Source organism: Streptomyces sp. NPDC127119, from assembly GCF_042677425.1.
Taxonomy (GTDB): Bacteria; Actinomycetota; Actinomycetes; order Streptomycetales; family Streptomycetaceae; genus Streptomyces.
Window position 1 is genome coordinate 1 of the sequence record NZ_JBHXTO010000088.1, and the last position, 16,042, is coordinate 16,042.

Below are 16,042 nucleotides of genomic sequence, written 5' to 3' on the forward strand. Positions count from 1 at the left end.
GTTCCCCGCGCCCCTGATTGGGGGCGCGGGGAACTGCGCGGGTGACCCCCACCGGGGCTGCAGTCGAATGGATCGTGGCGGTCGTGGCTACTTCACGTTCAGGAGTTGTTCGATCGGGTCTATCGCGAAGTAGATCAGGAACAGCGCCGACGCCCCCCACAGCAGCCAGTGCACCTCCTTCGCCCGGCCCAGCACCGTCTTGATGAGGACGTAGGACACGAACCCCGCCCCGATCCCGTTCGTGATCGAGTACGTGAACGGCATCACGGCGATCGTCAGGAACGCGGGGATGGCGATCTCGTACTTGTCCCAGTCGATGTGCTTGACCTGCGTCATCATCAGGAACCCGACCGCCACGAGCGCCGGCGCCGCCGCCTGCATCGGCACGATCGTCAGCAGCGGCGTCAGGAAGAGCGCGCAGGCGAACAGCCCGCCCGTGACGAGGTTCGCGAACCCCGTACGGGCCCCCTCGCCGACGCCCGCCGCCGACTCGATGTACGACGTGGCGGAGGACGCGGACGACGCGCCGCCGGCGACCGCGGCGGCGCCGTCGATGAGCAGGACCCGGCCGAGGTTGGGCACCCTGCCCTCCTCGTCCAGCAGCCCCGCCTCGGCGCTGATGCCGACGACCGTGCCCATGGTGTCGAAGAAGTCCGACAGGATCAGCGTGAACACCAGCAGCACGACGGTGATCACACTGACCTCGCCGAACGCGCCGAACAGGCTGAAGTCGCCGAGCAGTCCGAAGTCGGGCGAGGCCACCACGTCGTCGGGCACCTGGGGCGTGGTCAGGCCCCAGCTCTTGACGTCCGCGATCTCGTCGATGACGATCGCGACGACCGTCATGGTCACGATGCTGATCAGGATCGCGCCCCTGACCTTGCGGGCGAGCAGTCCGATGGTCAGCAGGACACCGAGGCAGAACACCAGGATCGGCCAGCCGGTCAGCGCGCCCGTGGCCCCCAGCTGCACCGGCACGGTGGTGTTGGCGGCATCCGGTATGCGGCTCACGAACCCGGCGTCGACGAAGCCGATGAACGCGATGAACAGCCCGATGCCGACGCTGATCGCCTGCTTGAGCGGCTGCGGGATCGCGTACATGACGGCCTCGCGCAGTCCCGTCACCACCAGGACGCAGATCAGCAGGCCTTCGAGGACGATGAGGCCCATCGCGTCGTCCCAGCTCATCAGCGGGGCGATCTGGAAGGCGACGACGGCGTTGAGGCCGAGCCCCGCGGCGAGCGCGAGCGGCAGGTTGCCGCCGACACCCATCACGATCGTCATCACGGCGGCCACCAGGGCGGTGGCGGTGACCAGTTGGACGCTGTCGAGCTGGTCGCCGAACTTGTCCTTCGCGCTGCTGAGGATGATGGGATTCAGGACAAGGATGTAGGCCATCGTGAAGAACGTGGCGAATCCGCCGCGCACTTCCCGGCCGACGGTGGAGCCCCGGGCGGAGATCTTGAAGAACCGGTCGACACTGTTGGCCTGGGGCGGTCCGGCGCCTGGCCGGTCCTCCACCTGCTGCGTTTCGGACATGGCGGATGCTCCTCGTTGCCTGCGTGCCTGGTGAGCGGATGCTGGCTGGATTGTTCCCGCGTTGAACCAGTTTCAGGTTTTCATCGTGTTACAGAATGAACCGACAGGGAGAGGTCGCCCGTGGGCACTGTCGTCGACGACGCCGCCTCCGTGGAGTTCCACGACTTCTTCGAGCGGCACTACTCCGAACTGGCCCGCCTGGCCCATCTGTTGACCGGTGAGTCGGACGCCGCCGACGACCTCGCGGCGGACGCGCTGCTCGCACTGTGGCACCGCTGGGACCGCGTGCGCGCCGCGGACCACCCGGTGGCGTACGCACGGGGTGTGGTCGCCAACATGGCGCGCAGCCGGATCCGCAGCGCGGTGCGCGAACGACGACGGATCACCCTGTTCTGGTCGCAGCGCGAGGACAGGACCGAGAACCCCGACGTGCCCGGCATGGTGGACGTCCAGGAGGCGCTGCGCAGGCTGCCGTTCCGCAAGCGGGCGTGTGTCGTCCTGCGCCACTCCTTCGACCTCTCGGAGAAGGACACCGCGCTCGCCCTCGGTATCTCGGTGGGTACGGTGAAGAGCCAGACGTCGAAGGGGATGGCGGAGCTGCAGCGGCTGCTGGGGTCGCGGGACGCTCCGCGGCGGATGCACGCGGCGGCGCTGCGTGCCGGTGGCACCGGGGGGATCACCGGGGGGAGGGGCCGATGAAGGACGTGCACGGCGAACCGCGTGGCGGACTCCACGACGAGTCGCGCGACGAACTGCGGGCCCGGCTGCGGGACTCGGCGGAGTCGTACGAGCCCGATCGCGCCCGCATCCTGGCCCGCGTCGAACGCGGTATGGCCGGTGGGCAGAGCGCGCCGGGTCCCGCCCCGCGGCCGACCGCGCTCGGCTGGTTCCGTGTCGTCGGTGCCACGGCCGCGGTCGCGGGCGTGCTCGCGGTCGGCGGCTACGCCGTGGCGTCGGCGCTGAAGGCCGAGGCGCCGGACGACCAGACGGTGGCGGTCAGCCCCAGCCCGGTTCCCTCGCCGGAGCAGGAGGCGTCGAGCCGTGCCCCGCTCCCGCCGGACCCGGCCGGTTCGTCGGCCCCGCCGGAGCGTTCGAGCCCTCCGGCCTCCCCCACCGCCGGTGGCGGCACCGGTACCGCTGCCGAGGACGGGCCGTTGTGGTCGGACGGATCGGTCGACCCGCACAGCAACGCTTTCTGGGCGCAGAGCAACGTGACGGTGAAGACAGAGAAGCAACTCACCGCGCTGACGGTCGTGTTGAAGGTCAGGCAGACCGGCGGAGTCACCTCGACGGGCTCCTGGCGCTCCGCCCCCGAGGACGACTTCACGGCGTCCGTCGCCGAGAGGGACGGCTTCCTCACCTACACATGGACGCTCAGGCCGGGCCGTACGGTGTGGCCGGGCGAGTGGGTGTTCGCGGGCCAGTACGACCACGACCGCGGTGGCCGCGACGCCGGGGACGACACGTATACGGCCGACGCCCGGGCCGGCGGCCGAGTACTGGCCGTGGCGGGCGGCTTCGCCCGCGCCGGCTCCGGCGACGGCGACCCGTAGGAGCGGGCGCGCCCCGCAGGACCGAAGGTCGAGAAGAATCGGCGCACGCGGCAACCCATGCCGTCCGGGTGGCGACCAGGAGACGCAAGATCTCTCCCCACCTGAAGGAACGGGACATGACCTCACGCGTGGAACCCCGTGCACGTCACCGCCGCAGGACCGACCGCAAGCGCGCCCTCCTCGGTGGCGTGTCCGCGCTCGCCCTGACGGGAGCCGCGATGTTCACCAGCACGATGATGTCGACGGCGAGCGCCGCCACCACCTGGCCGACCGCCACCGGCAGCGAGGCCGTCTCGTCGACCATCGCCGTCTCGGGCACCCGGGACGGGGGCTACAAGCGCTACTACGGCAGCGGCGATCTGGCCGGTGACGGTCAGGAGGAGGGCCAGGACCCGATCTTCCAGCTCGCGGACGGAGCGACGCTGAAGAACGTCATCATCGGCGCGCCCGGCGCCGACGGCGTGCACTGCCAGGGCAGTTGCACCCTGCAGAACGTCTGGTGGGAGGACGTCGGTGAGGACGCCGCGACCTTCAAGGGCGGCAACTCCGCCGTCTACACCGTGTACGGCGGCGGGGCGAAGAAGGCCGCGGACAAGGTGTTCCAGCACAACGGCGGCGGCAAGCTCGTCGTCTCGAAGTTCGCGGTCCAGGACTTCAAGACGCTGTACCGCTCCTGCGGCAACTGCTCGACGCAGTACAAGCGCACCTCGATCTTCAACACCGTCGAGGTGACCGCGCCGGGTTCGCGGCTGGTCGGCATCAACACCAACTACGGCGACACCGCGGCCCTGCGGAACATCACGGTCGTCGGCGACAGCAGCAAGAAGATCGTGCCGTGCCAGAAGTACATCGGCAACAGCACGGGCGCCGAGCCGACGACAAACGGTTCGGGCCCGGACGGAACCTATTGCAACTACACGGCATCTGACATCACGTACCAGTGACCACAGGGTCGTTGGACGCCACAGATCTGCTGGCCTGAGCCCCCCTCGGCCAGTCAGGGCGACGCCCCTCGCCGGTGACGACCGCGAGGGGCGTTCGCATGCCTCCCCGCGAAACGCACCGAAACTTTCGCTCGCTCCGGCCGGGCTTGCGCCGATTGACGCACCGTCCGCACCTGGTGACACTCCGAGGGCGATCCATCCCAACAGAATCCACCAGACCCCCACAGGATGTGTCATGCGCCCCCGCCCAGCCCGAGCACTCCTGATCCCGATTCTCGCCCTTTTCACCCTCCTCCTGAGCGGCGTGACCGACGTGAGCAACGCAAGCGACTCAAGCAACGCGACCGACACGGCCCGACAGAAGTACGCCGGCTATCTCTTCGCCTACTTCACCGGTGAGGGCACGGCGGACGGCGAGCAGATCCGTTACGCCCTCAGCCGCGGCAACGACCCCCTGCACTGGCGGGAGTTGAACGCCGGGAAGCCGGTCCTCACCTCGACGACCGGCGAGAAGGGCCTGCGCGACCCGTTCGTGATCCGCTCCCCCGAGGGCGACACGTTCTACATGATCGCGACCGATCTGCGGATGTACCGCAATTCCAGCGGCAGTTGGGACCACGTCCAGCGGCACGGCAGCAAGTCGGTGATGGTCTGGGAGTCCACCGACCTGGTCCACTGGACCGACCGGCGCCTGGTGAAGGTCGCCCCCGACAACGCGGGCAACACCTGGGCGCCGGAGGCGTATTGGGACGAAAGCCTCGGTGAGTTCGTCGTCTTCTGGGCGTCCAAGCTGTACCCCGACGACGACCCGGACCACACCGGCTCGACGTACAACAAGATGCTGTACGCGACCACGAAGGACTTCCGCGCGTTCGGTGAGCCGAAGGTCTGGGACGACCCCGGTCACTCGGTCATCGACTCGACCGTGGTGAAGCACAAGGGCACCTACCACCGCTTCACCAAGGACGAGCGCGACCCGAGTTCCTCCAGTCCCTGCTCGAAGTTCATCACCGCGGAGAAGTCCACCTCGCTCACGGACACCTCGTACGACTTCGTGGCGGACTGCGTCGGCAGCGGGTCGATCGATCGCGGTGAGGGGCCGACGGTCTTCAAGTCGAACACCGAGGACAAGTGGTACCTGTTCATCGACGAGTACGGCGGGCGCGGCTATGTGCCCTTCGAGACGACCGATCTCGACTCGGGCCGGTGGACGCCGTCGGCGAACTACCAGCTGCCCGCGAGTCCCCGGCACGGCACGGTCATGCCGGTGACGCGGGCGGAGTACGACCGGCTGCTCGCCGCGTATCCCGAGAGCGGCACCTCGGTCGTGGACGCCACGGCGAGGGGCCAGAAGGGGTACGCGGTCGTCATCGAGGCCGCCTCCGAGGTCGTCCTGCCGATGGAGCCGGGCGAGGACCTGTCGAGGCTCGCGCCGAAGCTGTGGATCGGTGAGGGTGCCCGGGTCAGCCCCGCCTCCGGGACGCGGCGCGACTTCCGCACACCGCAGAAGTACAGGGTGACGGCCGCCGACGGCACGACCCGCACCTGGACGTTCGAGGCCGTGTCCACCCGCAGCCCGGTCCTGCCGGGGCTGTACGCCGACCCCGACATCCAGTACCTGGAGGGCCGTTACTGGATCTACCCGACGACGGACGGCTTCCCCGGCTGGAGCGGCACGAAGTTCAAGGCGTTCTCGTCGAAGGATCTGGTCCACTGGAAGGACCACGGCGAGATCCTCGACCTGGGCCCCGACGTGTCCTGGGCGGACAAGAACGCGTGGGCGCCCGCGATCGCCGAGCGCGACGGCACGTACTACTTCTACTTCTGCGCCGAGCAGCAGATAGGCGTGGCGGTGGCCGACTCCCCCGCGGGTCCCTTCGAGGACGCCCTCGGCAAACCCCTGGTGGCGAAGGGCGGTTCGTTCCAGGGCCAGATGATCGACCCGGCGGTCTTCACGGACGTCGACGGTCGGGCGTATCTCTACTGGGGCAACGGGCACGCCTATGCGGTCCCGCTGAACGACGACATGGTGTCCTTCGACGCGTCGAAGGTGCGGGACATCACCCAGGGCGACTTCCGCGAGGGTTCCTTCGTGGTCGAGCGCGGGGGCACGTACTACTTCATGTGGTCCGAGGACGACACCCGCAGCGAGAACTACCACGTGGCGTACGCGACCGGGCCCTCCCCGCTCGGCCCGTGGACCGAGCGGGGCACGATCCTGTCCAAGCGCCCGGAGTACGGCATCAAGGGCACCGGTCACCACTCGGTGGTGAACACCCCCGGCACGGACGACTGGTACATCGTCTACCACCGGTTCGGCCTGAACGGGCCCGGCCGGGCCGGCGGGGACGGCACCCACCGGGAGACGACCGTCGACCGTATGACCTTCGCGGCCGACGGGACGATCGACCCGGTGGTACCGACCCTGGAGTCGGTCCGGCCGGTACGGAAGGGCTGACGCCCTCAGTCCATCGTCGCGCCGATCGTCGTGCTGCCCGTGGTCAGGAACGTGGTCACGGGCAGCGCGCCGTTCGACTGGCGGCTGTTGTACGTCGTCGAGGCGTCCGTGGAGCGGAACGAGGGCGTCGAGATGCCGGAGTCCCAGTTGTTGCCGGCCGAGACGACCGAACCGCCCTTGCTGACCGAGGTCCCGTTGCTCACGGCCAGGTTCTTGCCGAGCCTGGCCGCGCCGGTGGCGAAGTAGTAGCCGTACTTGACGTTGGCGTACGCGGTGGTGCGGTTGATGACGATGGCGCCCGTGTTGCTGTTCTCGGTGAAGCCGCTGCCCGCGTTGTCCCAGGCCGCCGAGTTGTTGACGACGTGGGCCACCACCTCGCCGTCGCCGCCGAGTTTGTAGCCGTTGCCGTCGCCCGCGAACGCCGAGTCCGACCACCGGTTCTTGCCGTTGCCCATGGCCCAGGTGTGCTCGACGGTGACGGGGGACGAGAACGACCAGAAGTCGATTCCGTCATCCGAGTTGTTGTAGAGGCGGGCCCCGGTGATCAGGTTGCCGCTGCCGGAGCCGAACTTCACGGCGATGCCGTCCGCGTTCTCCCCGTGGGTGGCGGCGTCGTAGTGACCGTACGAGTCGATGTTGCGGACCGTGTTGTTGGTGGTGCTGTCACCGGTGAGCGTGAAACCGGAGTCGCCGCCGTTGATCGTCTTGATGTTCTCCCAGACCGTAGAGGCGCACGACTGGCAGACGACCGCGCTGTCCGGCGAGTTCTGGAAGGTGATGCCGGAGACGGTCCAGTAGTCGGCGGTGAGCTTGAAGATCCAGTCCCCGTCGGGGAGGTTCGAGCCGTCGATCTTCACGGTCTCGGAGCCGTAGGGCTGCAGGTAGATGCGGCTGGAGGAGCTGCCGTTGGCGGTCGACTGGAGGGTCGCCGTCGGGTAGTAGGTACCGGCACGCACCTGGATGACCGTACCGGCGGTGGCGTTCTTGATGGCGTTGGTCAGGTCGGTGGTGGTGCTGACGACCACGGTGGCGGCCTGCGCCTGGGTCGGGATCACGGCGAGTCCGGCACCGAGGGCGAGGACTGCGGTCAAGGAGAGAGCGGTACGACGGGACATGGTGGGGGGACCTTTCGTCGTTCGGCGGGTGGTGTTGTTCTCAGGTGCTGTGGAGCTGTGGGGGGTGCGTCGGTCACAGGACGGCGTCGAGCCAGGTGAAGACCTCGTCCTGCTGGGGTGCGGTGAACACATGGCCCAGGTCGGGCCAGACCTTGGTGCGCAGGTGCTCCCCGGCATGGCGTGAGCGCCAGACCGCGTGCAGCTTCTCGTGGGCGACCCGGACACCCTCCGCGGGGAACAGGGTGTCCTGGGCGCCGTGGAAGAAGAGCGACGGCTTGGGCGCGGCGATGCTCGCCACGTCGGGGAAGTCGAGGTGCCGGGCGAGCCCGGGTTGGAGCATGCAGTACGAGGACTGGCCGCGCAGGATGTTGTTGCCGGGCACCATGACCTCCTTCAGCCCGGTCATCCAGCACACGCTCGCGGTGGCCGCGATGTCGTCGCTGAGGGCGGCCGTCTGCCAGGCGCGGAAGGCGCCCATGGAGAAGCCGACGGCCGCGACCCGCCGCCGGTCCACCCGGTCGAGACCGGCCAGGAAACCGGCGGCGCGCACGTCCTCGCGGGCCATCAGCCCGGCGAGCGAGGACCCCAGATTGAAGAAGTTGCTCGCCAGGGCCTGCTGCTGCTCGTACGTGACCGGGCCGCGGTCGCCCCAGCCGAGCGCGTCCAGGGCGAGGACCACGTAACCGCGCCGGGCCAGTTCGTCGCCGACGAACCGCCCGCTGAAGCAGCGGTCCGCCCAGGCCTGCGCGGAGGCCAGCCGTGTGTCGTCGTCCCAGGGCCTGACCAGCTTCTCCTTCCCGATGTCGAACTTGGCGCCGTGGTCGTGGAGCAGGAGGACGGCAGGGAAGGGCCCGGTGCCGTGCGGGGTGAGCAGGGAGCCGCGGACGCGCTCGTACCGGGTGAGGGAGAGGGTCACCGACTCCCGCGTGTACCCGTCGGCCTCGACGCGATCACCCTCGTCGAACACGGGCTCGTACGGGGTGTGGTCCCGCTCGACGAGCAGGTGCTCCTCGACCTTCGAGCGGGCCGCCCGCCGCCAGGCCCGGAAGTCCCGGACCGGGGAGGTGCCCCAGGCGAGCGGGAAGCGCAGCTCGTCCTTGAGGAGGGGGTGGAAGTCGGGCAGGTTGCCCTCCACGATGCCCGTCACTTGTGCCGCGGGGGCGGTGGCCTGTGCGGCGGGGGTGGTGGCCTGCGTGGCATGGGCCGTGGACGCTCCGGCTCCCGCCACACCCAGCAGCGCCGCCGCCCCGGCACCCGCCACGAACGACCGCCGGCCCAGGGGCGACTGGCCCAGGGGCGCGGGTTCAGTACCGCTGTTCATACGGCCTCCAGTCCCCGAGATACGTTCCGTGGGTGTGTTCCGCGGCTTCCGCGGCCGTGAGCTGCGGCCGGTTGTCCGGCACCGGAATGACCGCCCCCGGACCGGAGTTGGCGTACTCGCGAAAGCGCATGGTCTGCCAGGGGTACGCCTCGCGCATGTCGGTGTACGGCGCCACCGCGTCGATGCCCGGCCCGAGCCAGGTGTCCCGCACGACGAGCGACGGCCAGGCGGTCGTCTCGTACGACGGCACCCACGGCCGGGCGATCTTGTACGCGCCGTCCTCGGCACCGGAGGTGACACGGCACCGCACGGCGAGGAAGCCGTACGGATTCGCGCGGGCCGTGGCGGGGGCGAACACCATGCCCTCCGGCTTGAAGGTCACGTCCCGGTCGAGCGTGTGGAGGTGGCAGCCGTCGAAGACCGCCCGCCCCCGCCCGAAGACGAAGTCCACGTCTCCTTCGACGTAGCAGTCCCGGTAGTACTGCCGGTCGAAGGAGTCCAGTGCGGTGGTGTCCGCGAACAGGGTGTCCTGGTGGGCGAGGAACCGGACCCGTTCGAAGCGCGACCGGTCCCCCGTGACGTACGCGGCCACCGCCTGGGTCCCCGTGATCTCCGGGTGGTCCGCGCGCAGCCAGTCGTTGGCGATCGTCAGCCCCCGCACGGTCAGTCCGGGCGCCGCCGAGGTGAAGGTGGCGGAGCCCGCGGTGCCGTAGGTGCCCGTGCCGTCCGGCTTCTGCGTCCCGTTGGCGTTGTCGTACACGACGACCGTGTCCCGGGGGTCGCGGGAGGCGCCGAGAAGCGTCAAGTCCCGTACGTCTGAGGGAATGTTGACGGTCTCGCGATAGGTGCCCGGGTGCACGACGATCGTCCGGCCGGGGCCGTCGACCGCGTCGACGGCTGCCTGGACGGCGTCGCCGGGGCGGACGTGCAGCACCCGGCGGCGCGGGCCCTCGGCGGCGGCCGGTGAGGCACCGGCCGCCGCGAGCACGCCGACGGCCCCGGTGATCAGGCTCCGCCGCCGCATCTCAGCACCCCTCCCGGGACCAGGGGGCCCAGTCGCCGAGGTACGTCCGCCGGGTGTGCGAGGCGGCCTCGGCGCGGGTGAGCTGGGGCCGGTTCGCGGGGACGGTGATCTCGGCGCCCGGACCGCTGTTGCGGTACTCGGCGAACCGCTGGCTCTGCCACGGATAGCCGGCCGACATGTTGGTGTACGGCTCCACGGCGTCGATCCCGGCACCGAGGCGGGTCTCGCGCACGGTCAGCATGGGCCGTGCGGTGCTGTCGGAGCCGGGCACCCAGGGCCGGGCCAGCTTGTAGTAGGCGTCCGGGGCCTCGCTCGTCACCCGGCTGTCCGTCACCAGACAGCCGCGCGGGTTGGCGACCGCGGTCGAGGGCGCGAAGACGAAGCCGTACGGGGCCCCGGCGAGGTCCGTGCGCTCCAGCGTGCGGAAGTGGCAGTGCTCGAACACGGCGGTGGCCCGCCCGAACACGAAGTCCACGTCCCCCTCGACGTAGCAGTGCGCGAAGTACTGCCGGGCGAAGGCGGTGAGCGCGATGGAGTCGGCGTACAGCGTGTCCTGATGGCCGAGGAAACGGCAGTGGAGGAACGCCGAGCGGTCGCCCTGCACCTTGATGGCGACGGCCTGGGTGCCGGTGATCTCGGGGTGGTCGGCGCGCAGCCAGTCGTTGGCGAAGGTGATGTCGCGGGCGGTGAACCCGTCGGCCTGCACGGTCGTGGTGGCCGAGCCGGTCGTGCCGTAGGGGCCGGAGCCGTCCGGCTTCTGGGTCCCGTTGGCGTTGTCGTAGACGATCACGACGTCACGCGCGTCCTCGGAGGCCCCGAGCCAGGTCAGCTCCGTACGCGCGGCGCTGACGGCGACCGTCTCGCGGTACGTTCCCGGGGCGATGACCAGTGTGTGTCCGGTTCCGCTCGCGGCGGTCACGGCGGCCTGGACCGTGGTGTGGTCGCCGAGGCCGCCGGGGTGGACGTACAGGGTCCGCTCGTCGAGCCGGGCCGTCGGCGAACCGTACCGTCCGAAGGGGGACCGGCCGCGCGCGTGGGCGGTTCCTCCGGCGCCCAGCGCGAGGGCGGCCCCGACGCTCGCGACGACGAAGGACCGTCTGCTCGCCCTTGTCGGCAGGGTCATGGTCAGCAGACCTTTCCGGCGCCCGCGCGGCCGTCGACGATGCCGGGCACGGCACGCGGCGGGTCGACCCTGGTCCGCAGGGTGGGTGTCCAGCCGGCGCCGGACCGGAGGGTCTCGGCGGGGATCTCCGCGTTGTGGACGGCGATGAGGTCGGTCTTGCGGCCGTTGACGTAGTTGTTCTCGGCGGTGAGCGGCGCCTCGCTCCACTTCTTCAGGGTCTTGGCGGCGCTGACACCGGTGGGCAGCGAGAACGCGTTGTCGGAGGCGTACAGCTGTGAGGAGATCCCGACGCCGAAGGTGTAGCCGTACGACTGGCCCTCTCTCACCACGAAGTGGTTGTTGTACGAGTCGACCTGCCCGAAGCGGACCCGGGGCGCCCGCTCGACGATGCCCTCGAACCTGTTGTGGTGCAGGGTGACTTTGAGCTTGCCGGTGTCGGTCGCTCCGGCGCTGTCGCTGTTGCCGATGAGCATGGTCTTGTCGTGGTCCTCGACCGCGTTCCAGGACACCGTCACGTAGTTGGCGCCGCGCACGATGTCGAGCAGGCCGTCGTGCTGCTGGTAGATCTGGCCGAAGTACGTGGGCAGGGTGCTGTCCGGGTAACGGCCGTCGGTCAGGGTGTTGTCGGCGACCCACACATGGGTGGAGCCGTACACGACGACCGCGTCGTACTCGGAGTTCCAGGCGCCGGTGGCCGTGTCGGTCGGGTCCCACTGCGGGAAGCAGTCCAGCGGGGCCTCGATGGTGAGGTTGCGCAGGATGACGTTGTCGACGCCCTTGATCTGCAGGCTGCCCCCTCTGATGCCGGCGCCCTTGCCGACGCCGACGATGGTGGTGTTGGCGGGCACGTTCACCTTGATGGCGGCGTCCTGACCGGCGGCGGAGGCGGCCCGCAGCCCCTCGGGACTGTCGGCGGGCTCCCCGGACAGATCGGTGTCCAGGCCCCAGTTCTCGGGCGAGTACTTCTCCAGATAGGCGTCGAAGTCGTACCCGGGGGCGGCGAAGGAGGCACACCCCTCGGCGACCGGGTCGATGACGCCCTTGACCTTGACGATCTTGGGCGCGTCCCCGCCGGCCTTCAGTGCGGCCTTGAACGCGTCCCAGGTGGTGACGGTGTAGACGTGCGCGGCGTCAGCGGCCGAACCTCCGGTGGTCCCGGCCCCCTCGGCGCCCCACCCGTCCCCGACGGCAAGGGTCTCCCGCCCGAGATCACGAACTTGGGAGGCCTGTCCGGTTTGGGCATGGGCGACGGTCGCTGTCGCTCCGAGAGCGAGCGCGGTGCATCCGGCGAAGACGGTTATGGCATGTACATGCCATCCATGAGCACGCATGAGTACGGTTCCTTCCAAGCGGAGAGTGGGGCGACTTACCCAGGGGCGCGGGGAACGGCGCAGTCTTTTGCTTTTGCCTTGAGGGGCGCGGGGAACGGCGCGACCAGCCACGACGGACCGGCACATACGAACGATCCAGCCGACGGATCAGGCCGCGGGCCAGGTGATCCACGATTCAGGAATCACCTCACCGAGCCGCCGAACATCCCGCGGCAAAAGCACCCTTCGCCGCACCAACTCCCCCGCGACCATCCGGGCCACGGCAATCGCCCCGGGCGGATTGAAATGCGTGTTGTCCTGCTCGACATCGGTCCAGTTGAAGTACTTCTTCGTCTCCTCGACCCCCAACTCCTGCCAGAGGGCGATCGACAGCGCCTGGATGTCGAGCAGGGCCACCCCCTCCTCCGAGGCGAGGGCCCGCACGGCCGCCGGATAGGCGCCGTGGGTCGCCACGGCATTCCCGTCGGCGTCGAACTTCCGCCGCTCCACGGATGTGGCGAGCACGGGCCGCACTCCCCGCGCCCGCGCCCCGTCGACGTACTGCCGGAGATAGTCCTGATACGTCGTCCACGGCTCGGTGTACCGCGTGGGGTCGGCGACCTTGGAGTCGTTGTGCCCGAACTGCACGAGCAGAAGATCACCGGGCCGAACAGCGGCAAGAACGACGTCAAGACGCCCTTCATCGATGAAGCTCTTCGAACTCCGCCCATTCACCGCGTGATTGGCGACGGCGACCCCCTCCCGCAGAAAGAACGGCAGAGCCATCCCCCACCCGGTCTCGGGCGCGGCATCGGCGTACTTCTGGGCGGCGGTGGAGTCACCGGCGATGAAGAGTGTGCGCCCACGGGGCCGCCCCCGCGAGGCGGCGACGGCGGGCCCGGTCCCGGCAACGGCGAGCGGTACGGCGGCGAGCGCGGCGCCGGCGACCTGTCTACGACTGAGACTCACGTCAGGATGCCTTTCATCTCTTGGGGGCGCGGGGAACAGCGCAGTCTTCTGTCTTTGGGGGCGCGGGGAACTGCGCGACCAACCACGACGGCCCCGCAGTCACCCCACAACCCCGACCAGCAAGCCAACCCCGGCCAGGGTTAGCCCTTCTGCTCGTTCCACTCCGTCTGAGCCGTGTTGAGCTGATCGGCCAACGTGTCCAGGAACTCCTTCTCACTCAGCGACCCGTTCAGCACCTTCTGGAAGGCCGGCTCGTTGTCGGTCTTCGAGATGGTGTTCCAGTCGGGCAGGTAGTACGGCAGCTGAACGATGGTCGTGGAACCGTCGGTCAACGCCTCGGCCGCCAGCTTCGTCGGCTCGGCCTCGGAGACCCACGCGTCCTTCGCGGCGTCGTTGTTCGACGGCACCTGCCCCGCGGACTCGTTGAACTTGGAGTTCTGCGCCTTCTCCGTGGCGAACTCGATGAACTTCCAGGCCGCGTCCTTGTTCTTGGAGGTCTTGAAGATGCCGAGGCCGTCCACGGGGTTGGAGACCTGGACACGCTTTCCGCCGGGCCCGATCGGCTGCGGAATACCGCGGAACTTGTCGGCGCCCAGCGCCTTCACGTGGTCCTGGTAGGAGCCCAGGTTGTGGTTGAGCATGCCGATCGTGCCGGAGTCCCACTGCGCGACCATCTTGGTGAAGTCGTTGTTGAGGTCGGCGGCGGGGGTGACCTTCTTGAAGAGGCCCGTGTACTTCTCCAGGGCCGCCACGTTCTTCGGGTCGTTGACCGTGGTCTTCTCGTTGCCGGTGTCCCAGAACGAGGTGATGCCGGACTGCCCGTACATCGCGTCCAGCGCCTGGGCGATGGAACCGGCGCCACCGCGGATGGTGTAACCGAAGGCGTTCTTGTCCTTGTCGGTGAGCTTGTCGGCGGAGTCGTAGAACTTGTCCCAGGTGGTCGGCGCGTCCAGGCCGGCCGACGTGAACAGGTCGGTGCGGTAGTAGAGGACGCCGTTGTTGGCGGAGGTCGGGACCGAGTACAGCGTGCTGTCGTCGGCGCCGCCGCCCCCCGCGGCCTTCAGCGACTTGACCATGTCCTCGTTGAGCTTGCCGTTCAGGGAGGACTTGCCGAGGCGGTCGTCCAGCGGCTCCAGCGCGTTCTGCGCGGCGAAGCCCGCGAGCATCGCCGCGCCGACACCGCCGACGTCCGGCAGCCCCTTGGCCTGGATGGAGGTGTCGACCTTCGACTGGTACTCGGTGGCGGCGATCGGGACGTACTTGACGTCGATGTCCGGGTTCGCCTTCTCGAAGTCGGCGATGATCTCCTTCCAGATGTCGGTGCGGACACCGCCGTTGTTGTCCCAGAAGGTGATCTCGCCCTTGCCACTGCCCTCGGCGCCCTTGTCGCCCGACGAACCGCTGCCGTCGTCACCGCAGGCGGTGGCGGTCAGCGCGAGGACGGCGCTCACGGCGACGGCGGCTGCGGAGCGGCGCGCTCCTCTGCTGCTGCGAATGCTGCTCTTCATGATCGGCTCTCTTCTTCTGGATCCAACGAGGGTTGTGTCGCTGTGAAGTGGTGACCGAGCCGCTGCTGCGGCCCGGAGAATCGGGACACGAGCGCGGGTACGGCCGCCGCGGGGTCGAGCCGGTAGGCGTAGAAGTCCCGCGGCTCGAAGGCCGCGCCCCACGCGTCGTGCCGCCCGGTGGTGTTCCTGAGGATCGATCCGCGCTGCACCAACTCGGCGGTGGCATCCGCCTGGTAGGGGTGCTGGACGCCGTCGTAGTAGCTGTTCTCGATGACCATCCTGGTGGCGCCGCGGGACCAGTTGCCGTACGTCCACACCGGGTCGCCGGGGTCCGCCTGCGCGGTCATGTAGTTGTTGTAGAGGTGGGCGTAGGCGCAGTTGTCGGCGGACGGGTTGCGCTGCTTCGTGCCGCGGAACCAGTTGTGGTCGATGGTGATCTGCGTCTTCACGTTCGGCGTCCAGCCGATGCCGAAGGTCTTGTTGTTGTCCTCGAAGCGGTTGGAGGAGACGGTGACGTACTCGCTGTCCTTGCGGATGTCGAGCTGTCCGTCGCAGATCCGCGAGAAGCGGTTGTGGTCGATCCAGACGTGGTGGACGGTGTCCATCTGGATGCCGTCGAAGTCGGTGTCCTTGCAGTCCCAGTCGCCCTCGACGTACGAGTCGCGGATCGTGAGGTTGCGGATGATCACGTTGTGGGTGCCGGGGGCCAGGTGCAGTTCGCCCTGGACGAGTTCTCCCGTCGTGCCGACGCCGATGATCGTCTTGTCCGGGGCCACGGCGATGTTCGCGCCGAACGGCTCCGCCGTGATCGCCCCGGCCACCCGGATGACGTACGGCTCCTCGGCCGCCGCGTAGCGCTCCAGGTCGGCCTGGGTGGTCACGGTGACGACCTCGCCGCCGGCGCCTCCCGTCGTACCGCCTTCGAGCGAGGCGAAGCCGTGCGCGGTGTCGGCGGACCCCGCCGGGTACCCCTCGGACACCGCCTCGGAAGTTCCCTCGGAGATCGTCTCGGAGGCCGCCTCGGCCGGGGTCAGGGCCCCCGGCCCCAGCGCCGCCACCAGCGCGGCGACCGTGACCAGGACCCGTCCCGCGCCGGGTCCCGACCCGGCACCCGGCCTCGGTACCGACCCGGGCCCCGACCTCGGTCCCGACCTGGGCCCCGGTCTCGGCAAGCGCTT

General features: G+C 69.3%; 13 protein-coding genes. 4 read left to right on the forward strand and 9 right to left on the reverse strand.

Annotation, left to right across the window (positions count from 1 at the left end; genetic code table 11):
* Nucleotides 1–87: 87 nt before the first annotated feature.
* Nucleotides 88–1,539: an NCS2 family permease gene (locus tag ACFVH5_RS29575; RefSeq protein WP_385836764.1), complete on the reverse strand. Its 1,452-nt coding sequence runs from the start codon at nucleotides 1,537–1,539 to the stop codon at nucleotides 88–90.
* A gap of 120 nt (nucleotides 1,540–1,659) precedes the next feature.
* On the opposite strand from ACFVH5_RS29575, the gene ACFVH5_RS29580 reads away from it, so the two are divergent.
* The 4 genes from ACFVH5_RS29580 to ACFVH5_RS29595 all read left to right on the forward strand — a co-directional run bounded on the left by ACFVH5_RS29580 (nucleotide 1,660) and on the right by ACFVH5_RS29595 (nucleotide 6,494).
* On the forward strand, nucleotides 1,660–2,238 hold the full coding sequence (locus ACFVH5_RS29580; protein ID WP_384811984.1) for a SigE family RNA polymerase sigma factor: 579 nt from the start codon (nucleotides 1,660–1,662) through the stop codon (nucleotides 2,236–2,238).
* Nucleotides 2,235–3,092, forward strand: a complete 858-nt coding sequence (locus ACFVH5_RS29585) for a hypothetical protein (RefSeq protein ID WP_385836765.1) — start codon at nucleotides 2,235–2,237, stop codon at nucleotides 3,090–3,092. The genes ACFVH5_RS29580 and ACFVH5_RS29585 overlap by 4 nt, the downstream gene beginning before the upstream one ends.
* 116 nt (nucleotides 3,093–3,208) lie before the next feature.
* Entirely contained in the window at nucleotides 3,209–4,036 is an 828-nt protein-coding gene (locus ACFVH5_RS29590; RefSeq protein ID WP_384811989.1) for a pectate lyase, read from the forward strand.
* Between the two features lie 235 nt (nucleotides 4,037–4,271).
* Nucleotides 4,272–6,494: a family 43 glycosylhydrolase gene (locus ACFVH5_RS29595; RefSeq protein WP_385836766.1), complete on the forward strand. Its 2,223-nt coding sequence runs from the start codon at nucleotides 4,272–4,274 to the stop codon at nucleotides 6,492–6,494.
* A gap of 5 nt (nucleotides 6,495–6,499) precedes the next feature.
* On the opposite strand, the gene ACFVH5_RS29600 is transcribed toward ACFVH5_RS29595, so the two are convergent.
* The 8 genes from ACFVH5_RS29600 to ACFVH5_RS29635 all read right to left on the reverse strand — a co-directional run bounded on the left by ACFVH5_RS29600 (nucleotide 6,500) and on the right by ACFVH5_RS29635 (nucleotide 15,922).
* Nucleotides 6,500–7,609, reverse strand: coding sequence for a right-handed parallel beta-helix repeat-containing protein (locus ACFVH5_RS29600; protein ID WP_385836767.1), 1,110 nt, complete (start codon nucleotides 7,607–7,609; stop codon nucleotides 6,500–6,502).
* A 73-nt stretch (nucleotides 7,610–7,682) separates the two neighbouring features.
* Nucleotides 7,683–8,930, reverse strand: a complete 1,248-nt coding sequence (locus ACFVH5_RS29605; protein WP_385836768.1) for a dienelactone hydrolase family protein — start codon at nucleotides 8,928–8,930, stop codon at nucleotides 7,683–7,685.
* Entirely contained in the window at nucleotides 8,914–9,954 is a 1,041-nt protein-coding gene (locus ACFVH5_RS29610; protein WP_385836769.1) for a pectinesterase family protein, read from the reverse strand. The genes ACFVH5_RS29605 and ACFVH5_RS29610 overlap by 17 nt, the downstream gene beginning before the upstream one ends.
* Before the next feature lies 1 nt (nucleotide 9,955).
* Nucleotides 9,956–11,077, reverse strand: coding sequence for a pectinesterase family protein (locus ACFVH5_RS29615; RefSeq protein WP_385836770.1), 1,122 nt, complete (start codon nucleotides 11,075–11,077; stop codon nucleotides 9,956–9,958).
* 2 nt (nucleotides 11,078–11,079) lie between these two features.
* Nucleotides 11,080–12,408 carry a polysaccharide lyase family 1 protein gene (locus ACFVH5_RS29620; RefSeq protein ID WP_385836771.1) on the reverse strand — a complete coding sequence of 443 codons (1,329 nt, stop codon included), beginning with the start codon at nucleotides 12,406–12,408 and terminating at the stop codon, nucleotides 11,080–11,082.
* A 147-nt stretch (nucleotides 12,409–12,555) separates the two neighbouring features.
* Complete coding sequence (locus ACFVH5_RS29625) at nucleotides 12,556–13,356, reverse strand: rhamnogalacturonan acetylesterase (RefSeq protein ID WP_385836772.1); 801 nt, start codon at nucleotides 13,354–13,356, stop codon at nucleotides 12,556–12,558.
* Nucleotides 13,357–13,496: 140 nt separating this feature from the next.
* The gene (locus ACFVH5_RS29630) at nucleotides 13,497–14,864 is read right to left on the reverse strand and encodes an ABC transporter substrate-binding protein (protein WP_385836773.1); all 1,368 of its coding nucleotides are present in this window, start codon (nucleotides 14,862–14,864) and stop codon (nucleotides 13,497–13,499) included.
* Nucleotides 14,861–15,922, reverse strand: a complete 1,062-nt coding sequence (locus ACFVH5_RS29635; protein WP_385836774.1) for a polysaccharide lyase family 1 protein — start codon at nucleotides 15,920–15,922, stop codon at nucleotides 14,861–14,863. Before ACFVH5_RS29635 ends, ACFVH5_RS29630 begins: the two co-directional genes overlap by 4 nt.
* Between the last annotated feature and the right edge of the window lie 120 nt (nucleotides 15,923–16,042).